The 23723-nt window shown below is 45.0% G+C and carries 18 protein-coding genes and 1 riboswitch; of the genes, 5 read left to right on the plus strand and 13 right to left on the minus strand.

The window, feature by feature from the left end; all coding sequences use genetic code 11:
- Positions 1–83: 83 nt before the first annotated feature.
- The 4 genes from ACN6KS_RS26390 to ACN6KS_RS26405 all read right to left on the minus strand — a co-directional run bounded on the left by ACN6KS_RS26390 (position 84) and on the right by ACN6KS_RS26405 (position 6248).
- The gene (locus ACN6KS_RS26390; protein ID WP_094872440.1) at positions 84–3752 is read right to left on the minus strand and encodes a response regulator; all 3669 of its coding nucleotides are present in this window, start codon (positions 3750–3752) and stop codon (positions 84–86) included.
- Positions 3749–4921: a SpoIIE family protein phosphatase gene (locus ACN6KS_RS26395; protein ID WP_094872441.1), complete on the minus strand. Its 1173-nt coding sequence runs from the start codon at positions 4919–4921 to the stop codon at positions 3749–3751. Before ACN6KS_RS26395 ends, ACN6KS_RS26390 begins: the two co-directional genes overlap by 4 nt.
- Positions 4922–5156: 235 nt before the next feature.
- Positions 5157–5681 (minus strand): hypothetical protein, encoded by a 525-nt coding sequence (locus ACN6KS_RS26400; RefSeq protein ID WP_440960818.1) that lies wholly within the window; start codon positions 5679–5681, stop codon positions 5157–5159.
- Between the two features lie 60 nt (positions 5682–5741).
- Positions 5742–6248 (minus strand): DUF948 domain-containing protein, encoded by a 507-nt coding sequence (locus tag ACN6KS_RS26405; protein WP_094872444.1) that lies wholly within the window; start codon positions 6246–6248, stop codon positions 5742–5744.
- 188 nt (positions 6249–6436) lie between these two features.
- Between ACN6KS_RS26405 and ACN6KS_RS26410 the strand changes: the two genes are divergently transcribed.
- Positions 6437–6604, plus strand: coding sequence for a DUF1328 family protein (locus ACN6KS_RS26410; protein WP_042131050.1), 168 nt, complete (start codon positions 6437–6439; stop codon positions 6602–6604).
- A gap of 126 nt (positions 6605–6730) precedes the next feature.
- Positions 6731–7105 (plus strand): hypothetical protein, encoded by a 375-nt coding sequence (locus ACN6KS_RS26415; protein WP_094872446.1) that lies wholly within the window; start codon positions 6731–6733, stop codon positions 7103–7105.
- Positions 7106–7341: 236 nt separating this feature from the next.
- On the opposite strand, the gene ACN6KS_RS26420 is transcribed toward ACN6KS_RS26415, so the two are convergent.
- Positions 7342–8427, minus strand: coding sequence for a C40 family peptidase (locus ACN6KS_RS26420; RefSeq protein ID WP_440960819.1), 1086 nt, complete (start codon positions 8425–8427; stop codon positions 7342–7344).
- 200 nt (positions 8428–8627) lie between these two features.
- Positions 8628–9497, minus strand: coding sequence for a cation diffusion facilitator family transporter (locus tag ACN6KS_RS26425; protein WP_042191865.1), 870 nt, complete (start codon positions 9495–9497; stop codon positions 8628–8630).
- A gap of 124 nt (positions 9498–9621) precedes the next feature.
- On the opposite strand from ACN6KS_RS26425, the gene ACN6KS_RS26430 reads away from it, so the two are divergent.
- Positions 9622–9807 (plus strand): hypothetical protein, encoded by a 186-nt coding sequence (locus ACN6KS_RS26430; protein ID WP_094872449.1) that lies wholly within the window; start codon positions 9622–9624, stop codon positions 9805–9807.
- 82 nt (positions 9808–9889) lie between these two features.
- Here the strand turns inward: ACN6KS_RS26430 and ACN6KS_RS26435 are convergent, their stop codons facing one another.
- From ACN6KS_RS26435 to ACN6KS_RS26445, 3 genes are all read right to left on the minus strand, one after another.
- Positions 9890–10498 (minus strand): histidine phosphatase family protein, encoded by a 609-nt coding sequence (locus tag ACN6KS_RS26435; protein ID WP_341135754.1) that lies wholly within the window; start codon positions 10496–10498, stop codon positions 9890–9892.
- Positions 10499–10616: 118 nt separating this feature from the next.
- Positions 10617–12242, minus strand: a complete 1626-nt coding sequence (locus tag ACN6KS_RS26440; protein ID WP_094872450.1) for an ABC-F family ATP-binding cassette domain-containing protein — start codon at positions 12240–12242, stop codon at positions 10617–10619.
- 156 nt (positions 12243–12398) lie between these two features.
- Positions 12399–13364: an MBL fold metallo-hydrolase gene (locus tag ACN6KS_RS26445; protein ID WP_440960820.1), complete on the minus strand. Its 966-nt coding sequence runs from the start codon at positions 13362–13364 to the stop codon at positions 12399–12401.
- A 243-nt stretch (positions 13365–13607) separates the two neighbouring features.
- On the opposite strand from ACN6KS_RS26445, the gene ACN6KS_RS26450 reads away from it, so the two are divergent.
- Together ACN6KS_RS26450 and ACN6KS_RS26455 are read left to right on the plus strand one after the other, a co-directional pair.
- On the plus strand, positions 13608–14744 hold the full coding sequence (locus ACN6KS_RS26450) for a virulence factor (RefSeq protein WP_440962448.1): 1137 nt from the start codon (positions 13608–13610) through the stop codon (positions 14742–14744).
- A gap of 103 nt (positions 14745–14847) precedes the next feature.
- Positions 14848–15053, plus strand: a riboswitch (Lysine riboswitch).
- Positions 15054–15253: 200 nt separating this feature from the next.
- Entirely contained in the window at positions 15254–16732 is a 1479-nt protein-coding gene (locus ACN6KS_RS26455; protein ID WP_373455899.1) for an amino acid permease, read from the plus strand.
- Positions 16733–17140: 408 nt separating this feature from the next.
- Here ACN6KS_RS26455 and ACN6KS_RS26460 read toward each other — a convergent pair whose 3' ends face one another.
- From ACN6KS_RS26460 to ACN6KS_RS26475, 4 genes are all read right to left on the minus strand, one after another.
- Positions 17141–18280, minus strand: coding sequence for a transglutaminase domain-containing protein (locus tag ACN6KS_RS26460; protein ID WP_094872455.1), 1140 nt, complete (start codon positions 18278–18280; stop codon positions 17141–17143).
- Between the two features lie 140 nt (positions 18281–18420).
- Entirely contained in the window at positions 18421–20793 is a 2373-nt protein-coding gene (locus ACN6KS_RS26465; RefSeq protein WP_341135756.1) for a glycoside hydrolase family 95 protein, read from the minus strand.
- 115 nt (positions 20794–20908) lie between these two features.
- Entirely contained in the window at positions 20909–22666 is a 1758-nt protein-coding gene (locus ACN6KS_RS26470) for an ABC transporter substrate-binding protein (protein WP_341135757.1), read from the minus strand.
- 145 nt (positions 22667–22811) lie between these two features.
- Complete coding sequence (locus ACN6KS_RS26475; protein WP_094872458.1) at positions 22812–23717, minus strand: carbohydrate ABC transporter permease; 906 nt, start codon at positions 23715–23717, stop codon at positions 22812–22814.
- Positions 23718–23723 lie beyond the last annotated feature (6 nt).

Below are 23723 nucleotides of genomic sequence, written 5' to 3' on the forward strand. Positions count from 1 at the left end.
ATCCCGACTCCCTTATCAACACGCCGTACTTTTGAAGAATGGCTTTTTGTTAGTTCTTTTAAAGTATTACCCCAATATTGAGGTTACGAATACAGCCAGACTCGCATTAAAGATAGAAGTTGACCCGTTGCGATTGGCTTCTTCATATAGTCAGAGGCCCCCGCTTCAATGCATTTGGCACGATCCTCTTTCATAGCTTTGGCGGTAAGCGCAATAATAGGCAGTTTCTTGTACTGCGGCATCTCGCGAATCCGGCGCATAGCCTCATATCCGTCCATCTCCGGCATCATCATATCCATTAGTACAAGATCGAAATCTTCTTGCTCTACCAGCATTTCCAGCGCCTCGCGTCCATTCTCCGCAAACTTCACTTCCATATGATACTCTTCGAGTACACTGGAGAGCGCAAACACATTGCGAATATCATCATCGACGAGCAGTATTTTCTTTCCTTCGAACAATTCTTCTTTATTATGAAGCTTCTGCAGTATCTTACGTTTATCTTCCGGAAGATTGGCTTCTACCCGGTGCAAGAACAGCGTAGTCTCATCTAATAACCGTTCTGGAGAACGTACATCCTTGATAATAATTGATTCCGCATATTTGCGTAGCTGTGTCTCTTCTTTGCCATCCAAATCCTTACCCGTATAAATAATAATAGGTAGATCATTTAATTCCTCATCATCACGAATTTGATCCAGCAGATCGAAACCAGTCATATCCTCAAGCATCAGATCCAGAACCATACAATCATATCTCTGCTTCCGTAGCTCACTCAGTGCCTCCCCGCCAGTTGAAACTGCGGTTATAGCCACATCGTCGTGACCGATCAATTCCATGATAGAACGACGCTGAATCTCATCATCCTCAACAATCAGCAAGTATTTCAACGTACTGGAGGTGTAGTTCTCGATTTGCGAGAACGCCCGCTCTAGAGCTTCTCTAGAAGATGGTTTTCTTAAATAAGCCATAGCCCCCATCATAAGCCCCTGCTTCACTTCATCATTTACAGAGATGACATGGACAGGAATGTGGCGGGTCTGAGATGCGCTTTTTAACTCTCTAAGGATGGTCCAACCGTCCATTACAGGCAGCTGAATGTCTAGAATAATTGCATCAGGTAGATAAGTCTTCGCCATCTGCAGTCCAGTATCGCCTTGAAGGGCTACAAGCCCTTTGAAATTGCGGCCATGAGCCATATCCAGTAATATTTTCGCAAAGCTCTCATCGTCTTCAATAATAAGCAGAACCTTATCATTTGCAGTCAAATGATCACGGTCATCATCGATCATCAATTGTGGAATAGGTTCATGGACTGGCGTTGGTACAAGGGTTGGAAGCATATCTCCGATATATTCTTCGAAGGCCCGATCCTCTCTAGAAGCAGCAGCTTCTATTACTGCGGGTTGTTTATTATAATTCCCTATAACCGGCAAATACATAGTAAAGGTACTGCCTTGACCCTCACGGGATTCCAGCACAATAGCTCCACCCATTAAACGCGCTAACTCACGGCTAATGGATAAACCTAAGCCTGTCCCCCCAAATTTACGGCTGGTTGTCCCATCCACCTGTTGGAAAGCTTCAAACACAATATCGGTCTTGTCCGCCGGTATACCAATTCCACTGTCCTTCACAGCAATAGCAATATATTCAACTTCACTCGGCAGATCCAGCGGAATAAGATTGTCATCTGCTTGGCTAACCGAGAACTCAATAAACCCTTCCATCGTAAACTTAAAAGCATTAGAAAGTAGATTTCTTAGCACCTGCTTCAACCGATGACCATCGGCAATGACGCTATCTGGTAATGGCTCGTTAAAGGTGATTTTTAAAGAAAGTCCCTTTTTGAGCGCTTGCGGAGCAAAATTCTGCTTCACAAAGCTCTTCAGCTCCGTTAATTTAATTTCTTCTTGGTTCAGTTCCATCTTGCCAGCGTCAACCTTGGATAAGTCCAAAATCTCATCAATCATCTTAAGCAAGTCTGCACCTGACATATAAATCGTATGTGCAAATTCAACCTGTTTCTCTGACAAGTTGCCATCCTTATTCTCCGTAAGAAGCTGAGATAAAATCAAGAGACTGTTAAGTGGAGTCCGCAATTCATGAGACATATTCGCCAAGAACTCTGATTTATATTTACTTGTCACAGATAATTGTTTGGCCTGTTTCTCTAATTGAATTTTTGCATGCTCAATTTCATCTTTCTTCTCTTCAACCTCTTGCACTTGTTCCTCTAAAGCGCGGGTCTTGGCAATAAGTTCCGTATTATAATGCTCCAGTTCTTCCTGCTGACGCTGGAGCAGTTCTTCCGAACGTTTAAGCGCATCCGTCTGCTCTTCCAAGTTCTCATTGGAACGACGCAATTCCTCTTGCTGAGTCTGTAATTCCTCCGACTGACACTGCAGCTCTTCCGTAAGAGCTTGTGAATCACGCAATAATTTCTCCACGATCAAACGACGGCTAATATTATTAAAAATAATACTTAAATTATTCGCAAGTTGTTGCAGCAAATCATTTTTCAAACTGCTAAAAGGTTGGAATGAAGCAAATTCTACTACACCCAGCAGTTCGTCTTCAAAAATAAGCGGATGGATAGAAATATATCTAGGTTGCGCATCCACAAATCCGGACTTGACGGATGAATAGTCTTCAGGAGCCTTCTCCAGTCTAATGGGGTGCATATCGAGCGCACTTTGTCCTACTAGCCCTTCTCCAATCATAAACCCGTCCTTAGGTTTCTTATCGTTATCTACTGCATAATATCCACTGCTTCGTAAAAAATCAGGACGATTGGCATCTTTTAAATATACAGCTCCGAACTGTGCTCCCAGCACAGGGGTAAACTCATTGATGAAGGTCTGTGAGACCTGATCCAAGGAGCTAACACCTCGCAATAGTTCCGTCACCTGAGCAACATTCGCATTCAGCCAGGATTGGTCATTCTGCGCTTGCGCATAGGCCTGTTCCATTTGCTGCTTCTGTTCAAGATCTAAAGCCATCTTCTTAAAGACGAGAGCAACCTCACCAATTTCATCTTTAGTAGTAACCTTTATACGCCGTATGGCTCTCACTTTACCGTTGCCAAAGCTGGTAATCATCATCGAAACGACATTAAGCCCCCGTGTGATGCTAGGGATGATCCAAAGAACTACTCCAAGTCCGAGAAGTAAGCCCAGAATCATCATAAGAACTACCATCTGAGTCGAACTTTTATAAGCTTCGTTGGCCTTCGTACTCTCTTCGTTCATAATAAACGCATTATAATCAGAGAGACTGTTCAGAGCGTTTAACACGGCATTCTGAATCGCTTGTCCCTCTGTGTTGGAATATGTGCTGGCATTTTGAAAATAACCAGCCGATAGCAGTTTCAATACCTTTTCCTGATAATTTAAATAAGAGGTGTACGCATCATCTATTTGACTAACCATTTGCATCTCTTCAGCGCTGGTCATCGACGCTTTTATTTTCTCGTAGTGCTCATTCGCTTTATTAATCTTTTTATCAATCTCATTCTTTTGAGATTCTACCGATGATGCATCTGCACTTAGCATGGTCGTGGTCAATATTCGCGCCATATCATTGACTTCTCCACGCATCCCCGAAGAAGACCGCCCCTTCATATATCTGTCCTGATAACCTTCCAGTTGGTCATTCATATAATTTAAGCGGTCGTATCCTATCATCGTAAGTGCAAGCATAATCGCTAACATGGCACTGAAGCCAATTAAGAGTTTAGCCTTTATCTTCATTCTCTATCTGTTCCCTTCTTCAGTGAGATCCACACAATACATTTATCATCATCACGCTCTTTAGGAACCTCTACATTGAAAAATGCAGCCCGAATAGCTTCTTCGTTCCACTTATGTTCAACATTTAAATGTTGAATCATAAATTTAAGCTGCTCTTCTTGTTCACCCTCAACCAGTTCCAATAGACCATCTGTATAAAGAACTAAATGCCCTTCATCTTCATAGGTTAAGCTCTGTGGCTGAATATCGATCCGTTCAAACAGACCTACTGGGTGACAGTTACTCTCCAGCATGACTGGAGTCTTAGCCTCGCCTTCAAAAAACAGCGCTGGTGGATGCCCGGCGTTAACGTAGTCAATACGTTTCATACGGGTATCTATCACAAGATAAATGGTCGTAAAGTAGTATTGGATCAACTTTTTCTCAATATAGAGCTGATTAAACCTTCGATTGAGCTCCTGAATTACCTTTTCCGGCTCTACATACGTAGTTACCGTGTCCTTTAATACAGAAGCAAGAAACATACAAAAAAGAGATGACGATATTCCGTGTCCCATAATGTCCAGCAGGATCACGCCATATCGGCCATCACCAAGGGGGTACCACGCGTATAAATCACCGGCAAGCTCAGAGGATGGCTGATAGATGGCATTGACCTCAAAATTCTCTTCCTGAAGAGGCGAGCTCAACACAGCATTCTGAACAAGTGCGGCCAGTCTCAATTCTTCTTGAATTCGCTGATCTCGTTCCTTATGCCAATCTTTCTCTCGCTTCAACCGCAGCGCGAGCCTAATTCGGGCCATCAGTTCCACTTTGTTAATGGGTTTCGTAACATAATCTACTGCACCTGCATCCAGTGCTTCTGCCAGCTTCTTGGAATCTCCAACAGCTGTAACCATTATTATTGGAATATCCTTCAGGTGTTCGTATTGCTGCACAACACGACATGCCTCGATTCCATCCATTTCCGGCATCATCATATCCAGTAAAATCAGATCGATATCTGACATCCGAGGACGTCCATCTTCACTCACAGAACCGATACCCAACCGCGTAAGCATCTCTTTTGCTGAGGATGCGGTTACGAAATTTCGGTAATCTTCTTTTTTCAGGATTTCACGGATAATGATAACATTAGTCGGATTGTCATCTACGATTAAGATTCTCATCATCTTCACCTCACACGAATAGTATTACGAACGAAAAATTCTGCGACTCATTACCTATATCATACGCTATTTAAATGTGTTATTTCTATTTTTAATATATGTAAATATAGTAATAGGTTCATTTACGCCTTCAGCAAAGTAACCTCCCGAGCCACTACATGTAGTGGTTCGGGAGGTTACTCTATGGTAAAGACAGCCCCTATTTATTAACCAAAATGATCAAAAGTGAAACATATTAAGAAGAAATACTATCAAATAAATCAATACCTTCAAATTCACCTGCTAAATTTCGATATATTTTGAGCGCATTATTTCCTCTCATATACACATCTCCATCTTCGGCTATAAAATACGGTTTACCCAAGGTAGATTGCACATTATCCTTCATGGGATCAATTCCCGCCCCATTTACCTGTAGACCAAACTGCTGTGCTTGAGATGGTGAGACATGCACATACAGCACAAACCCCTCACCAACACCCACTGTCACATCTGCATATTGGTACTCCTCTGTCCCTTGCAATGGATCATTTGTTACCGCAAGCGGATCACCCTTGGCCAGAAGCAATTCTTCCTTCGTAGCATATAAAGCAACACCTTGCAGTGAATCAAACCGGTTTATAGAAGGGCTCGTTTCTGAGGAATATTCAAATGTGAGAACTGTCTTAGGCTGATCACTAAAAGTTGAGATAGGCGTCAACTGTGGAGACGCATCAAAGTATGGGGAAAGTAGACTAAACAAAAGAATGATAATGTTCATGTTGTTATCCCACCTTTCTTATCTGCAGCCGCCATTTACAGAGGACTTGCTGCCTTAACTTTAATGACGGAATTTTTTCCAAAGAGTTGCAGCTACATCTACACTTTTTAACACAGTAGCTATTTTCCCCGGTGCTTTCTCGTTATTAACAGCATCATAAGAGTTTACCGTACGTTCCTCAGCTGGAGTCAGCGGAGCTTCTTTTAAGGATACCCCCTTACGCTTCTCCCTCAATTCATGTGATTTACGATATCTTTCAATCACAGTTACTGAAACTTGCTTAACGGTTAAGGTCAACTCATTCATAACTTCTCCCAAATTCTTCACAGAATCTATGACAGGATCAATCTTCTGAATTTTATTCTGTACATCAGCGGTAATTTCATTTGCATGTCTGACTGTAGTCTTCACTTCATAAGTCAGTTCATCCATCGTCTTCTGCACTTCCACCAAGGTCTGGCTTACTTTGTCAAGAGATTGCTTCGCTGACTGCAATGTCTTAATTAGAAAGAAAACAAGTATTGCGAATGCGATGGCAACGAGAGCTACACTAAGTTCAATGATCATATTCATAACCCCTTCCAAATCTCATAAATAGTGGCTAATCAGCCTTGTATACTGCATAGTTACCCCTACTACCATATGCCGAAACAATCTGTCGAGCGTTGTCAAAACTCCCTGCTCCCCTTTGTTTCAGAATCAAAGTCCCCGTTTATACAATGACTACAAATCAAAAAAAGGATAGGTGATATGTAATGTTAAAATGGTCCGCAATTCTGCTAGTTGTAGCTGTAATCGCTGGTATCTTTGGTTTCTTCAATCTTGTAGCAGCCGCTGCTGGTCTTGCAAAGATACTATTCTTCGTATTCTTGGTTCTGTTTGTTGTTTCCCTCTTCACGGGACGCAGAGGTAGATCGATGTAGCCTCCTCCCATAACTATCCATATATCTTATTCATCATGCAGAAAGTATAGGTCATTCCCACACAGATGTCACTTGAGAAAATAAGAAAAAGTTTTGAAATTAGATCATAATGAGGAGGAACTTAACATGAAAAAATTCGCCAGCATTACAGTTGCCTTGGGACTTATGGCTTCAATAGCAGCTACAGCATCAGCCGCAGAGGTAACAGGGACAACTACAGATTCTACGACCGCAAATGGAAGCACTTACACAACATCTTTTGAAACGATCATTACCCCATCGGATATTACTCCAGCCACACCACAAATTGTTCTAACCGAAAAAACAGCTTTCCACTTTTCAGTTGGCAGTATGATTCCCGCAGGCTGGCTTAGCGCTCAAACGCTAGATACCACAGGTGAAGTGATTACGGATACTTGGGGCAATGAATGGAGAGAAATCTACACTTGGCTAGGAAAAGCGTGGGTAAAGGTTCCTGTTGCTGCAAATGTAATTATGTAATTAGTACAAAAAAGATAATAACAAGCATAAATGCCTTCGGCGTCCCTATAAGGACGGCAAGTGTTTAAGCAAGAAATATAAAGATAATTTATAGAACGGAACATATAAACTCTTATATATACAAAAAGCTACCCCCTCAGTAGATCATTCTACTGAGGGGGTAGCTTTTGCGCTTACGCCGCCTTTGTTCACCCGTCACAAACATGCGATGCTGCCGCTTCTGTATACCTATATAATTATCGGATGACCGATCCCCCGAAGAGGAAACGATTCGTCCAAGAAGCGCTTAATTTATCTACTTTCACCCCGCCTGAAGCTACGGAATACGTATGGAGAACTTGTCCATCTCCTAGATACATAGCAACATGCGATATTCTTGCCTTAGATTTGTCGACCCCTTCATACGCTGAAGCGGAGTTCCCTTTATAATCCATAAAGAACATTAGATCGCCGCGTTTCAAACCGGAAATAGACGTAACTACCGTACTATTCGATTTCACCCAATCTCCCTGTTGACGGGAATCAGCAGGCAGTTTCAGATTCACACCATCCATGAAAATTTGCCGGATAAAATCAGAACAATCGAAGGTACTTGTATCATATCTGCTGGAACCAAACTCATAAGGTGTCCCAAGATAGCCCATACCTGCTGAGATTACACTCTCGATTTGGGCAGAAGCCCCAGGTGTAGAAATAGGTGGTACTGGTGCTGGCGGCGTCGGTGTCGGCGTTACCGTCCCAGTCCCCCCATTATTAGCGAACGAAGTATATTGATCATTTGAACTTATATATCCAATGCTACCATCAGAGGTTTGAATTTGATACCAGGAGCTGTTCGGCTGTGCCAGAAGCTGTACTTGTTCTCCCTTCTTCAGAAGTCTCAGTACTTTTCCGCTTGTAGAAGGTGTAGTTCGAAGATTCACTCCGTACTTTATGGTTCCCGTTTGTGCTGATGGTGCTGATGGTGTTGTTGGTGTACCTACTGATGATGAATTTACGCTGATATACTTATCATCTGCACTTGTATAGCCTACGGATCCATCCGCTGCTTTCACCTGATACCAATAGCTATTCGGTTGTGCCACAATCTGCACTTGATCTCCCTTTTGCAAATACTTCACTACTTCTCCACTTGTAGAAGGTGTACTGCGAAGGCGAACACTTGCCTCGATGACCGCTGTTTGACCGGCTGCTGCTGCCATAACTGAATTTGATGGACTTGAGGCTGCTGCTGCATTTCCAAGAGCAGATACTCCTAAACCTGCAACAATTGCAGCTGAAACCAATAAGGATGCTGTTAATTGCTTATGTGATTTAATCATACGTTCCCCCAATACCATGATGAGATTTCAACAAAGGTGTGTACTACATTCCTTTATGCCCTCATTATAGGCTTGCCCGGGATTTGGAACATGCTCCAAATTGCACATATAATCATGCCACTTTATGGTAAAACACAGGACTAAAGTCTTGAATCCTCCTTGAATATGTTTGTTTTTTCCTTAAAATAGAATTTTTCAATTTAATCTTTAGGTTCCACATGCACCTGTACATTCATAATATTGTGTAGCTTGCTCATTCTCTCTTCAATGGAATCACTAATCCTATGACCTTCCACCACTGTAATATTCGCGTCTACCTCCACTACAACATCCACGTGTACATGGTTCCCGTGCACCCGTGCCTTCACATCTTTAATCCCCTCTACTCCCGGTGTTCGAGCAATCGTACTACGTAGATCCATCAATCTATCTTCATCAAAGCCATCCGTAAGCCGGTAGGTCGAGTCACGAAAAATATCCCATGCCGTCTTAGAGATAATTAGTCCGACAACTACTGCCGCCGCAGAATCAATCCACGGCAGTCCGAACTGCGCACCTACAATCCCAACAGCAGCACCTATACTAACCATAGCATCCGAAAAATTATCTTTCGCCGCTGCCATGAGTGCACTGCTATTTATCTGCTTAGCCAGCCTTTTGTTGTATATGTATACTCCCATCATTGCTACTGCACACACTAGGGCCACACCAGCAGACCATAGCTGCGGGGTTTCCTTTGCACGATCGAAAAAGGACCGCACCGCCTCCACAATCACTTGAATACCTACTACCGCCATAATAAATGAAGCCAACAATGCAGCTACTGTCTCTGCCCGAAAATGTCCATAAGCATGGTCAGAGTCAGGTGGCTTCCGCGAAATCTTTAGACCAACCAACACGGCTGCAGATGCTACGATGTCAGTTAAATTATTGACACCGTCCGCGACCAATGCACTAGAGGCGAATAGATAACCGCTAACCAGCTTGAATGTCGATAAAATGAGGTAAGCGGCTATACTAACCCAAGCGCCACGCTCGCCTTTACGTATATCTTCGTAAATATCAACCATTTTGGCTATCTCCTCGTTTTCTGTTTTGTTAGAAAAGAATTCTTTCAATTATTCTTGCCCTTGTAGCAGCATTTAAAAACAATTAGAATAAAGTGAAGGACTTGCTTCAAAGGAGGTTATCATAATGAGCGAAAACAATGAAAAAGGAAAAATCAATTTAGCTGAAGCTATCCGGCAAAAGCTGGAGCAGAAGAAACAACAATCTTCCTCTAAACCTGGATCAACTTTCCAGGCCGGATCCGCTAAACCCCTAAAAAGTCAGAATAACAAAAAGCCTAGCAACCAACGCCGTCGTACCGGCGGATCCTAGCACTATTTTATAAACATAAAAGGCTGCGTATCCCTCAGGGACAACGCAGCCTTTTATGCGTTCGTCTGCCTTAATGGATGGGCTAGAACTCATCAAATTCATAACTGATTCTCTTTATTGTATAATTAGCCAACTGAAAACATGCGCTTTGGGAAACCTCAAGTGATAAGGCGTCCTGTCTTGCAAGCCCCGCGTATACTCCCCGTAGAATTCTACTTGTTAATCCATGTGTAACCGCAATGACCCGCGGAGTGGAGGACAAGCTATCAAGCCAGTCTGTGACACGCTCCTGAACCGCTTCATAGCTCTCTCCATCTGGTGAACGAAAATACCAATCATACATAGTCGTATCTTCAAGACTATTCGGCCAGCCCTGCTCAATTTCCTTAAGCGTTAACCCTGACCAAGAACCAACGGAAACCTCACTTAACCTAGAATCCGTTTCTACTTTATTGAAATCATAACCTAAGATATCACACAAAATTTGTGTGCTTTGCAGCGCTCTCCCAAGTGGACTTGAAATCACCTTCCATTCGGAGGGATGATCCACCGAATAACGAAGCAGCCTGCCCATTTGTCTGACTTGATCCATTCCATGCTCAGTCAGAGGTGAATCCAATTGGCCTTGGTAACGACCTTCCGTATTAAATTCGGTCTCCCCATGCCTCATAATAAAAATAGTTCTGTCCACAAGCATCACCTGCCGTTATCTTTTCAAAATAGAAATTATAAAGACAGCTACTCCAATCCTATTAGGATTAGAGTAGCTGCTTAACGGGTTCCTTCCGCATAACGGCGGAAAGTAAATATTATACTTCTACAGGATACATGCGTTGGCGCATTTCCTTAATTTCTGGATTCTCTAAATACTCATCGTATGTCATCGTGCGATCAATTACACCTGTAGGTGTGATCTCAATGATACGGTTAGCAATCGTTTGGATGAACTGATGGTCATGGGAAGTGAATAGAATAGTCCCGTCGAAATCGATCAGTCCGTTATTCAGTGCCGTAATGGATTCCAAATCCAAGTGATTGGTAGGTTCATCGAATACAAGCACGTTCGCACCGTTCAGCATCATCTTCGCCAGCATACAGCGAACCTTCTCGCCCCCGGACAATACGCTTGCTTTCTTCAGTGCTTCTTCTCCGGCGAACAGCATCCGTCCAAGGAATCCACGTAGGAACGTCTCATCTTGATCTTTAGAATACTGACGCAGCCATTCTACGAGATTCATGTCCACGCCATCGAAATAGCTGGAGTTGTCTTTCGGGAAATAAGCTTGAGTTGTAGTGACTCCCCATGCATATTCACCTGCATCCGCTTCCTGCTCACCCATGATCACATCAAACAGCAGCGATTTAGGCTGGGAGTAAGGACCCACGAAAGCAATCTTATCACCTTTGTTAACTACAAAGCTGATTTCATCAAGAACCTTCTCACCTTCAACCGATTTGGTCAATCCACTGATTGTCAGAAGCTGCTTACCTGCTTCACGTTCAGGTTTGAAGTTGAGGAACGGATATTTACGGTTAGATGGACGAATGTCATCCAACGTAATTTTCTCGAGTTGTTTCTTACGAGAAGTCGCCTGCTTAGACTTGGAAGCATTGGCCGAGAAACGCTGAATAAAGGCTTGCAGTTCCTTGATCTTGTCTTCCTTCTTCTTGTTCGAATCACGCTGCAAAGCTTGAGCAAGCTGACTGGACTCATACCAGAAGTCGTAGTTACCAACGTACATCTGGATTTTGCCAAAATCAATATCCGCAATATGCGTACATACTTTGTTCAAGAAGTGACGGTCATGGGATACGACGATAACAGTACCTTCATAATCCATGAGAAAGTTCTCTAACCAGCCAATCGATTCTAGATCCAAGTGGTTGGTAGGCTCATCGAGCAGGAGGTTATTTGGACGGCCAAACAAGGCTTGTGCCAAGAGTACCCGTACCTTCTCATTGCCGCTCAGTTCGGCCATTTTCTTATCATGCAGTTCACGCATAATACCAAGACCGATCAGCATAGCTGCCGCATCCGGCTCTGCATCCCAGCCATTAAGTTCTGCAAATTCGCCTTCAAGCTCACCGGCACGTAGGCCATCTGCTTCCGTGAAATCTGACTTCGCATAAAGCGCGTCCTTTTCTTTCATGATTTCATAAAGACGAGTGTGACCCATAATTACTGTTTCAAGTACCGGGAATTCATCGTACTCGAAATGATTCTGCTTCAGAACTGCAAGGCGTTCACCTGGTGTTATATGAACATCACCCGTGTTCGCTTCAATCTCCCCAGACAGAATTTTCAGAAAGGTTGATTTACCAGCACCATTGGCACCAATCAAACCATAGCAGTTACCAGGGGTGAATTTTATGTTTACATCTTCGAAGAGAGCGCGTTTTCCGTAGCGGAGTGTTACGCCGCTTGTGCTAATCATTACGCATTACCATCCTTTTCACTTTAGGGTTTCGGCTCATTATAGCATAAAATCAGTGCAAAAATCCCGTGAAATAGGCATTTAAGCTGATCTCTCTCCTGCGAAACTTATTCCAGCTGTTTTACAGCGACAACTTTTAAGGAGGAATTTTTTCAATTATTCCCCAGATGTGCGATTCTCCTTTTGTACGACCAGTGTTTCTCCATAACCGAGTATACGAATTCTTTCCTCCGAAATCGCGTGTTTAACTCGGGCCTTCTCCATGCGATCCAGCGCTTCCCGGGCGGTATCATCAGCAAGTCTGAAGGTACCGTAATGCATCGGAATCATGGTCTCCGCCCCTACATCTAGGAAAGCTTGTATGGCTTCCTCAGGATTTACATGCTGAGAGGTCATGAACCATTCCGGTTCATAGGCCCCAATCGGCATAAGCGCGATATCGATCTTATAACGGTTTCCGATCTCCTTAAAGCCTGGGAAATAACCGCTGTCCCCAGCGAAATAAAGATTTGGAGAAGACTTCTGATTTCCGGAGTCAGCGGGCTCCAAGATGTACCCACCCCAATGAGAAGTATTCGTATCCCATGGCGTTCTCCGCGTCCAGTGCTGAGTAGGAACAAAACTAAGCTTGATCTTACCTAGCTTAATCTCCTGCCACCATTCCATTTCCACACAGTTGTGGAACCCTTTGCGAAGCATTTTACGCTTCAGACCAACAGGAACTACAAGCGTTGTCCCTGCCCGATATAATTTACGGATAGAGGCGATATGCAAATGGTCATAATGAGAGTGCGAAATCAGAATCAGGTCAATCGGTGGCACTTCGCTAAGTGGAATCCCAGGTTGTCCCAGTCTTTTTTCAAAGCCTAGCCTTCTCGCCCAGATGGGATCTGTAATGATATTCATCCCTTCATATTGAAGGAAAAATGTTGAATGCCCAATCCACGTAATGGTATTCTCCAATCGATTCTCAGACAGATAAGATACTTTGGGCGGCGTATTCGGTACAACATAAGAATAGTCCTTCTTCTTGCGACGACGCTCCTCACGCCACTGGCGAAATTCCTTTAATGATTTATCGGTACTTACATTATCGACGTTATGGTAACGAGTTTTAGGCATACAACACCTCTTCTTCAGAAGTTTACCGGGCAATCCTAGCTTTTGCGAATATACTACAACTATATTGAACAGCAGCGTATTTTGCAAAATATACAAATAGCATGATAAAGGTTCGCCCTTTTATTCCTCACAATGGCAGACTTTAGCGAAATAATAGAAGAGTTCTTTTGGTTTCACGCCAGAAATGAGATAATATGTGTATAAAGTATGGCGGTGCATATACCGTTCAAGGGGGAGCTACGTATGAAGATTACTTTTATTGAACCGACTCCAAGTCCAAATACGATGAAGCTACATTTGGACGAAAGTTTAGAACTCGGAATTCGCAAGACCTATACGCCAGAAAGTGAGCGTTCCGCACCTGCTTGGGCACGTGAAATGTTAACGATACCGGGCGTTACTAGCATTTATCATGCCGCTGACTTTGCAGCACTTGAGCGCAAAGGCAACGCCGATTGGGCGGCCATTCTAAGGGAAGTTCAAAGCCGCTTCGGGAGCAACGAAGGATTAACTGGAGATTGGAGTCTGGCTGACGAGAATGCCGGTGCGCATTTTGGGGAAGCGCAAGTCTTCGTCCAATTGTTCCGCGGAATTCCGATGCAAATCCGCGTAAAAACAGGCGCGAATGAAGAGCGCATATCCTTAGCTAACCGCTTTACTAAAGCGGTTATGGATGTGGCTAGCGCCGTAATGATCAAAGAGCGCAAGCTCACCGATTACGGCGTGCGTTATGGCGAGCCCGCGGACATTGCGCGCGAGGTCGAGCAAGAAATCGAGGCAGCGTATCCGCAGGAACGCCTCGACTCCCTCGTGCAGCAAGCTATTGCGCACGGAGCCGAAGGTGAGTTCGTCGAGCAGAGACGAACTCGCACGCAGGATGAGCTGCTGCGAGACCTGAAGCATGAGGATTGGCGCGTGCGGTACGCCGCGCTCGAGGATCTTACACCGACGGCGGAGCTCCTGCCGGAGCTTAAGGCAGCGCTACACGATCCCAAGCTGCATATTCGCAGGCTTGCTGTCGTGTATCTAGGCGACCTTCGCACACCTGAGGCGATGGAGCTGCTCTATGAGGCGATGGCTGACAGCGCCCCAGCCGTAAGACGTACGGCTGGCGATACGCTATCCGACATCGGCGATCCTGCCGCCACGCCAGTGATGACGGCAGCACTAACGGATAAGAGCAAGCTTGTCCGCTGGCGCGCAGCTCGTTTTCTTTACGAAGTTGGCACATCTGAAGCTCAAGATGCGCTTACACTTGCAGCGGATGATCCAGAGTTCGAGGTTGGCCTTCAAGCCAAGATGGCGTTGGAGCGTATCGCCTCAGGTGAAGCCGCAGCAGGTACTGTATGGCAACAGATGTCAGAGCGCCGCCGTAATTAACACGGAAGTACCTGATTTTGTCATTGCTTTGAGAAGTAAACTTGCTTTATACTAATTCCTGTTGTTTATAAATGAATGAAGTAAAGATAGCCTCGTCATACTAAGATGAGGTAGAGGTCGCGGATATAAAAAGTACGCGTGTGGAGACGTTAGAGCCGTCTATGAATCACGCCGAAAGGAATATCCGCCGAAGCTTGTGCTGTAGCTCTTACAGCGGTGCAGGCTGGGGCCGTTGCCGAAAGGCACGGAACTGTCACATTGTACAGCCTGCGTAAGTAGCAGACTGCAGTGTGTTGCGCTATCTTCACAGGGAGTATGATGCGGAGCTGTATAGATGGAAGCCGCAGACATAGTTTGCGGCTTCTTTGCGTTTACAGAATTTGTATGTTTCGTACAGTTATCCATAACCTTCTGGAATCACGAAGTATACCTCCCGCATTGCGGGAGTAAGCAGCTCAGCGCTCCCCGTTCATGAACAGTAAGATTAGATCATAAGGAGTGTCATATTCATGCAGGGCAATCAGCACAACCCAGCGCAAGGCAACATGAATCAGCCTGCGCTTAAAAAATCGTTCAAAGCAAGACATTTGACCATGATCGCACTAGGCGGATCTATTGGGACGGGTCTGTTTCTAGCCAGTGGCGGCGCGATCGCTTCAGCAGGACCTGGTGGAGCCCTTCTGGCTTATACCGCTGTGGGGGTAATGGTTTATTTTCTCATGACTAGTCTTGGAGAGCTCGCCACCTATTTACCGGACTCCGGGTCCTTCAGTACCTACGGCACTCGTTTTGTCAGCCCCGGCTTTGGTTTCGCCATCGGTTGGAACTTCTGGTATAACTGGGCGGTTACGATTGCAGCAGAGCTATCAGCGGCTACCCTTATCATCAAATATTGGTTCCCGGACAGTCCTTCCTTCCTCTGGAGTCTGGTGTTCCTTCTACTGATGTTCGGTCTGAATTTCCTATCTGCTCGTGGCTATGGGGAATCAGAATATTGGTTTGCTATTATCAAAATCATTACCGTTATCGCCTTCCTTATTGTCGGGGTGCTCATGATATTCGGCATTATGGGTGGAAAAGCTGTAGGCTTCAGTAACTTCCAAATGGGGGGCAGTTCCTTCAACGGCGGCTTCTTTGCCTTCGTCGGGGTATTTATGGCAGCCGGATTCTCCTTCCAGGGTACCGAGCTAATCGGCGTTGCTGCGGGTGAGAGCGAGAATCCACGCCGCAACGTCCCCATTGCGATCCGCCAAGTATTCTGGCGTATATTAATCTTTTATATCCTTGCTATATTTGTAATCGGAATGTTGATTCCTTATACGAATCCAGATCTGCTGCGTGGTGGCATCGATGACATCGGAGTCAGTCCGTTTACGATCGTGTTCAATAAAGCCGGGCTTGCCATTGCTGCATCCGTAATGAATGCCGTCATTCTCAGCTCTGTACTGTCGGCAGGGAACTCTGGAATGTATGCTTCCACCCGTGTCCTGTATGCAATGGCTAAGGATGGAATGGCTCCACGCGCACTGGGCAAGCTTAATCGCCGTGGTGTCCCTGTTGGCGCTTTGCTAGTAACTACGGCTGTCGGAATGCTCGCCTTTCTTGCTTCATTCTTTGGTGATGGTGCCGTATATAACTGGCTACTGAACGCCTCTGGGATGTGCGGATTTATTAACTGGCTAGGCATTGCAGTCTGCCACTACCGCTTCAGACGTGCCTTTATAGCACAAGGCCATTCCCTAGATGAACTACCTTACCGGGCCAGATGGTTCCCATTCGGACCTATTTTTGCCTTAGCACTTTGTATTGTAGCTATACTCGGTCAGAATATGGGCGCCTTCACAGGTGGAACGATCGATTGGTATGGTATCGCCGTTTCTTATATCAGCTTACCGCTGTTTCTCTTAATCTGGTTCGGCTATCGCTGGTTCCGAAAGAGCAGTATTATTCCTTTGGATAAATGCGATCTTAGTACTCACCCAGAATAAAATGACTTGAAAAAGTGGCTGTTTTGAGCAATCTGAGTAGTAAAACATTGTTTGAATGCAAATGAAGGAGCCTAGCAGTCTGTCAACGCTTAGCTCCTTCATTTTTGGCGTTCACTACAGCTAAGCTATGTGAAAGTAATTAGGGAAAATCACCCTAAAGATAGATAAAAAGCTCTTAAACTGAATGGAATTAGGGGATTTCTCCCTAATAATTGGGTTGAGTTCTATATTTACCAACGAATCAGGTGAATATCAGGGGGATTTTCCCTAATTGTTATCAGCGCTTCAGATTATAGGCATCATTGAAGTAATACACAAAGAGATTCGCGAATAAGAACCCGTAAAAAAAACAAAAAGGGATGTCCCGCAGCCATTCAGGCTTATGGGATGTCCCTTTCTTATATCCTTCTATTCCCAAGTCACAAACACTTTGAGATCGCCCGTATTGTCAAAAGCAGAACTGGAGTAAGATACATCCTCTAGTCCAAGCTTATATAGCTCCTGCAGGTCATTCTTAAGCTGAGTTCCACTCCCATGATAGCGGAATAATATAGACACCTCACCGGAGGCCATTGCCTTATTCGCTAGCCGAGTCAGATCTCCTACCGAACGTACAATTAGCTCCTCGGCATATAGCTCATAATTGAGATCCTTCTGAAGCTTTTTATACACAGCTGCACTCTGTCCTCCACGCTCCACAAGTGCAGACAAGGTCTTATGATAGCCTACCGACGCTGCCGGATAGGATTTCGTCCAGCTATGATCCTGACGCATCTGTGCATCTGTCCTCATGTAGTACGCCGTACTAATAACGCCAGCCTTATCCGGTGTCGGGTCATCCCAAGTCGTGTCGAGATGATACCACCGTCCATCTAATAACACTAGATTCCAGGCATGCAACTGACTACGTCCTCCCGGCTGCTTTGCTGTACCCTCAACGATTTTATTCGTGAATCCAGCTTCCTTTAACAGCTTATAGGTCAACAGCGAATACCCTTGGCAAACGGCGCTGCCACTCTTCAATCCTTCATAAGCCGTATATTTACGATACGAAGTATCATATTTCAGATGAAGCACAACCCAATCGTGGATCGCCTTCACCTTCTGATGATTGTTCATGCCCGGCGTTATGATCTTCTTCAGCGCTGCCTTCACTTCTTTGTTCACAAAAGCCGTCTGCTCCAGCGTCTCCAAATATTTCACTTCCACCGTAACTTTTACAGAGCTTGCGCTTCCTCGATAAGTATATCCGTAGCTGTCTATAATGTAATACAAATAAGGGTCACTAGCCATCGCTTGATCCAGGGCCGCTTGTATTTTCGTTTTCAAATTTGAACCTTTGCTCTCATAAGTAAAAGTAATGGTCTCCCTTCGGTTGTTCATTGCACCCGTTAGCTTCTGCGCTACTTCATTTACAGAACGAAGGGTGGGTGAACTCGAAGCCGCATAAGCATGACCCCAGCCCCAATAAATCATCGGTGGAATAGCAGCGAATATAATCACTCCTCCCAGAATGATCTTTACTAATGTGAAGCGTTTTTTCCACATATATATTCCGTTCCTCCGGCTCCTATAGTCTTATAACGAACCCTACCATTTAATAGATAATGAGCGTTTAGGCAAAAAAAGACTGCTCCCTGTAGAATAATTCTACTCTGAGAACAGTCTATATGCTAGAACGATGTGTTTTATTCGCTTTGTGGTGTAATGATATAGGTCTCTCCTATTACGGTTTCAAATTCCATCTCTAGCCCTATTCGTGAACCATCAGAACTTTGAATGAGCAAAGGCTGGTGACTATAAATTCTGCAGATTTGACCATGAGTCGAGGTCAGCTCCGCCTTCATTAAGCGTCCTTCACGCCATTCTATATTTGTGATAAAGCCGCCACGTGCTACTAAGCCTTTCACACTACCTTCAGACCATTCTTCTGGAAGAGCCGGTAATAATTCAAGCCCTTCCTGATGACTCTGCAAGAGCATTTCAGCAATTCCGGCCGTAGTTCCGAAGTTACCGTCAATCTGAAATGGAGGGTGATTACCGAATAAATTCGGCAGACTTGAATCTTGCAAAATACGACGTAAACAGCTATACGCACTCCCTCCATCCTTCAAACGTGCATATAGATTAAGCAGCCAGGCTGCACTCCAGCCCGTGTGTCCACCCCCGCCTTCCAAGCGCTTCTTAAGCGTTAACGCTGCTGCCTCCGCTAGCTCTGGTGTGGAGGAAGGACTAATTACATTTCCGGGATATAAATCATACAAATGAGAGACATGGCGGTGCCCAGGCTCTTGTTCAGCAAAATCCTCACTCCATTCACGAATACGTCCGTCCGGTGCAATCCCAGGATGAGCGAGTCGTTCCTGTTTCTGACTCAGCTCCTGCCTCAGCTGGGCATCGGTATTCAAAATCTCAGCAGCCCGAATGCAATGCTTGAACAGCTCATCGATCAGCGATAAATCCATAGCTGAGCCAGCTGAAACACTGCATGGCGTGCCATCAGCAGTCAAGAATACATTCTCCGGTGACGTAGACAGACCCGTTGTCCATCTTCCATCTGGCAGCTCTACCAGCCAATCCAGACAAAATAATGCGGCTCCCTTTAACAAAGGAAAAGCTGTGTTGCGCAAATATTCCTCATCTGGACGGAAAGCGTAACGTTCCCATAAATGGCGAGAGAGCCAAACGCCTCCCATTGGCCAAAATGCCCACATCGCCTTGCCGTCTGACGGAGATGTCATACGCCACAAATCTGTATTATGATGCACCGTCCAGCCACGTGCGCCATAATGAATATTAGCTGTACGACTGCCAGCCACACTAAGTTCAGTAATAAAATCGATTAAAGGTTCATGGCATTCACCCAACCCGCATAACTCGGCTGGCCAATAATTCATTTCAGTGTTTATATTGGTCGTATAATTACTGTTCCATGGCGGCTGGAGATAGGGATTCCAGATCCCTTGCAGATTCAGAGCTTGTGTACCCGGCCGTGAGCCAGCAATCATCAGGTACCGGCCATACTGGAACAGCAGCGCTTCTAGCGCAGAATCTGCCTGCCCCTCCTGGTACCGTTTTAGTCGCTCATCCGTGGGAAGCTCTATCCGGGAGGACGAAGATGCAAGCGTCAACTCCACGCGGCGGAACAAGGACTGATGATCCTCTAGATGGCGCTGCTTCAGCTTCGCATATCCAGTAGAAGATAAAGCCAATTGCTCTAGGCACAACTCCGAAGGTAGCTTACCGCCGCTTCCTGGCATCCGGTCATACCCGGCAAAATCGGTTGCTGCAGCTAGACGGATCGTAATGGAGCGCGCACCTGAAACCGACAATATACCGTTCTCAGCTCTACAATTACCGCCATCTGTACGGATCTCCATTGCAGCGGCAAAACTTATGCCGAGACCCTCTTCGTATAATACAGCACGCGGATGATCTCCTACATAATTATCAGCAACATGCGACGGGGCACGACCGGTCATTATCAGCATACCGTCAGGAGTAATCTCTGGTCGAGAAGGATGCGGCGAAGTTAGAGCCACCGAGAAATCCGGTAGAATGCCCACACCCTTTCTCCCCTCTGCATGGATATGAATGACTATAAGTTCATCTGGTCTGCTGGCCAAAACTTCGCGCACAATCCTTACATCCCCAGCAGTATAGGATACCGTAGCAAGCGCTTGATTCAAATCAAGCTCTCTCTGATAATCCTCTATAGGACTACCAAGATTGAACTTCATTCGCAAGTCTCCGAGCGGTTGATAGGATTCAGTCCGTCTGCCTAACATCTTGGAATCTACCAGTGCTTCCGCTTTCTTGTATTCCCCCTCTGCCACTAAATGTTTGGCCGGAGCCAAATGACGCAGCGCCTCATAATTAGCTGTATCCCGTGGAAAGCCCGACCATAAGGTGTCTTCATTTAGTTGAATCAGTTCTTCTTCCGTTCCGCCAAAGACCATGCCGCCCAGACGGCCGTTACCGACTGGCATTGCCTCTTCCCATACAGCCGCAGGCTGCTTATACCAGAGATCATGCCGCCCAGTGTTCTTACCTTCTCCCACGTATATTCCTCCTATCCTGTAATTACAGATGAAAAGAAATCGGCGGAAAGCCCGGACTTTCGTTCGGACTTCCCGCCATCTTCATGCTTTTATTTTATTAGCCGCGATTCAGTAATTACTCATTCCAAAGTTTCACGCGTTGTTTAACCAGCTCTTCACGTAAATCTTCAGCTTTCGTCACGTCAGCTTTATCCAGTTCAGCCATATAAGCATCCCAAACTTTGTCGAAATCAGCTGGTTTGGACAAGATGGCTTCAGGAATCCGTTTCCAACTGATATCCTTCAGCTTGTTGTCGAGAACGACAATTTCACTATCCCCAGGAATCGTGATGTTCCATGCCGCGCCCCAAGGTTTAACTTTGAATTCATCTTCATTTGGGAAGAGGTCTTTCCAAGTTGTTGCTTTATAAGCAGCAAGTGTTTCTTTTTCAACTGCATTGTAGCCTACAGTTACTTGCTCAGGGAAACGAGTTGTATAGTAATTTCCAGTTGGGTCCAATACGCCGTCACCATAGTGAGCGCTAAGCAGAGCATAGTTTGATCCGACATTGCCAAGTCCTGTTTCTTTTTGGAAATTGGTAGTGTCATTATATTTGCGGTTGTTCACATCTTCAGGAATGACACGTTTGCCGTCAACTACGTTATAATGCTTACCTTCAATACCCCAGTTAACCAATACTTGACCTTCATCGGAAGCTAAGTAGTCCAAGAATTTAATTGCACGTACTGGATCTTTAGCATCTACACTGATCCCAATACCGTTACCACCCATAAAGCCTGTAGGCCAGAAGGAAGTTTCTTTGTACTCTTCAGACAGGGTTACTGGATAGTGCCCGTATCCTTGATCCAGCTTACCTTCAGCTTTCAATGCTCTTTCTCCATCGCCATAACCCCAGTCTTGGTCAATCAAACCAATAACACGGCCGGTAGCGATTTTAGCTTTGTACTGATCATACTTTTGAACGAAGCTTTCCGGGTCAAGCAATCCGATATCATTCATATGGTTGAGCCAGCGGAAATATTCTTTCTCAGCAGGACGACGGAAGTGATAAGTTACCTCTTGTGTGTCGATATCGATTGCATATTCACCATCATCAGGAGAGCCTGTAGTAGTGAATGCTGGGTTAGTTACTGTAATGTACATGTACCAATCATCTGCATTTAGGGTCAGACCGATGTTTTTGTTACCATTTTCATCGGTGGGATGTTTTTCCAGGTAAGCCTTGATTACGTTCTCATAATCTTGGACCGTTTTAATTACAGGATATCCCGCTTCTTTAACAGCACGATGCTGTAGTTCAAATCCGCCACCAGCATCAAAGTATTTGTTATCCACACCTGCATACGTAGGAATAGCATAAATCGCGTGGTCATCATCACTGTAGCGTGAGCGTTTCATGCCTTCTTCGCCTAATACTTTTTTGATGTTCGGAGCATATTTTTCAATCAGATCTGTCAGATCAAGCATTGCGCCTGCATCCACCAGCTTGCTTACGTCGGTCTTGGCACTGATCAGATCCGGATAATCACCGCTCGCTGCGATCAACGCTACTTTTTGAGCAGGGTCACCAACCGCGTATTCAGCATTCAAGGTAACTCCTGTTTTTTCCGTAATCACTTTACCAACTTCGTCTTGCATGCCTGTCCAGTTCGGGTTAGGGTCAGCACTGAAGAAAGTCATCGTGAGCGGAGAAGTATCCTCAACCGCATTGGCCGAATTAGCCGCATTACCCTTATTTGTTGCATTTTTAGCTACATCTCCAGCTGCGTTATTGCCGTTATTTCCACCACAACCTGCGAGCATGCCGAGCATCATAATAGAAGTGAGTGTAAGTGCAGTTGCTTTAGCTTTTATTTTTCTATTATTCCCCATTACATAAACCCTCCTTAAAATTGTTTATCTATCGTATCACAGATAAATCCTGTTAATACTTATCCCAAAACTTCCCACAGGAAAAGAAAACGGATACAAAACACAATTAAAGTGCAGGGGAGACTAAGCTCCCCTGTAGCTGTGATTAGCTCTTCACAGCGCCAAGTGTCATACCTTGAACAAAGTACTTCTGAATGAACGGATACACCAACAAAATTGGTACGGTTACGACAATCGTAATCGCCATCTTGATAGACTCTGGCGAGACCTGATTCGAAGCTAGAGAAGCAATGTTGGAGCGGTAATCGCCACCATTACCACTGGTTGTACTCTGCAGAACCTTCATCAGTTCATATTGCAATGTCGTCAGCTGAGGGCTTGAACCATTATACAAATACGTATCAAACCATGCATTCCATTGACCTACCGCCAGGAACAGCGCGATTGTTGCTAGAGCCGGCTTCATCAGCGGCAGGATGACACGCCAGTAAATGGTAAAATCATTCGCTCCATCCAGTTTCGCCGATTCCTGCAGTGCATACGGCAGACCGTCAATAAAGGAGCGGATAACGAAGACATTAAAAGCACTAACTAATCCAGGCAATACGTAGACTGCAAAGCTGTTCATCATGTGCAGATCCTTGATCAGCATGTATATTGGAATCATCCCTCCAGAGATATACATGGTCATCGCCAAGAATGTGGAGACGAACTTGCGGCCTGCAAAGTCAGGACGACTGATCGTAAATGCTAGCATCGAGGCACTGATCAGTCCGAACAAAGTACCGATGACTGTCCGCAAAGCGGATATTTTGAACCCGGTCATTAGCCCTGCGAAACTGAAGATTTTCAAGTAATTGTCCCAGGTAAATTCCCGGGGATAAATGGTGATACCGCCGCGCACACTATCCACTGAATCATTCAGCGAGATCGCAAGCACATTCAGAAACGGATAGATCGTGATTACAACCACGAACAGTACTACGAAGTACACTATGAAGTCAAAGATCCGGTCTGACCACGACTTTCCGGTAATAGCTGTGTTCCCCACTGTAAC

This window comes from Paenibacillus nitricinens (genome assembly GCF_052056485.1).
In the GTDB taxonomy this organism is placed as follows: domain Bacteria; phylum Bacillota; class Bacilli; order Paenibacillales; family Paenibacillaceae; genus Paenibacillus_AQ; species Paenibacillus_AQ nitricinens.

Excerpts from the sequence above, each read along its gene's own strand:
- ACN6KS_RS26410 (WP_042131050.1), top strand. The coding sequence starts at position 6,437 with ATGTTAAAATGGTCCGCAATTCTGCTAGTTGTAGCTGTAATCGCTGGT.
- ACN6KS_RS26450 (WP_440962448.1), top strand. The coding sequence starts at position 13,608 with ATGAAGATTACTTTTATTGAACCGACTCCAAGTCCAAATACGATGAAG.
- ACN6KS_RS26405 (WP_094872444.1), bottom strand. The coding sequence starts at position 6,248 with ATGATCATTGAACTTAGTGTAGCTCTCGTTGCCATCGCATTCGCAATA.
- ACN6KS_RS26400 (WP_440960818.1), bottom strand. The coding sequence starts at position 5,681 with ATGAACATTATCATTCTTTTGTTTAGTCTACTTTCCCCATACTTTGAT.
- ACN6KS_RS26455 (WP_373455899.1), top strand. The coding sequence starts at position 15,254 with ATGCAGGGCAATCAGCACAACCCAGCGCAAGGCAACATGAATCAGCCT.
- ACN6KS_RS26445 (WP_440960820.1), bottom strand. The coding sequence starts at position 13,364 with ATGCCTAAAACTCGTTACCATAACGTCGATAATGTAAGTACCGATAAA.
- ACN6KS_RS26395 (WP_094872441.1), bottom strand. The coding sequence starts at position 4,921 with ATGAGAATCTTAATCGTAGATGACAATCCGACTAATGTTATCATTATC.
- ACN6KS_RS26420 (WP_440960819.1), bottom strand. The coding sequence starts at position 8,427 with ATGATTAAATCACATAAGCAATTAACAGCATCCTTATTGGTTTCAGCT.
- ACN6KS_RS26440 (WP_094872450.1), bottom strand. The coding sequence starts at position 12,242 with ATGATTAGCACAAGCGGCGTAACACTCCGCTACGGAAAACGCGCTCTC.
- ACN6KS_RS26415 (WP_094872446.1), top strand. The coding sequence starts at position 6,731 with ATGAAAAAATTCGCCAGCATTACAGTTGCCTTGGGACTTATGGCTTCA.
- ACN6KS_RS26390 (WP_094872440.1), bottom strand. The coding sequence starts at position 3,752 with ATGAAGATAAAGGCTAAACTCTTAATTGGCTTCAGTGCCATGTTAGCG.
- ACN6KS_RS26460 (WP_094872455.1), bottom strand. The coding sequence starts at position 18,280 with ATGTGGAAAAAACGCTTCACATTAGTAAAGATCATTCTGGGAGGAGTG.
- ACN6KS_RS26430 (WP_094872449.1), top strand. The coding sequence starts at position 9,622 with ATGAGCGAAAACAATGAAAAAGGAAAAATCAATTTAGCTGAAGCTATC.
- ACN6KS_RS26425 (WP_042191865.1), bottom strand. The coding sequence starts at position 9,497 with ATGGTTGATATTTACGAAGATATACGTAAAGGCGAGCGTGGCGCTTGG.
- ACN6KS_RS26470 (WP_341135757.1), bottom strand. The coding sequence starts at position 22,666 with ATGGGGAATAATAGAAAAATAAAAGCTAAAGCAACTGCACTTACACTC.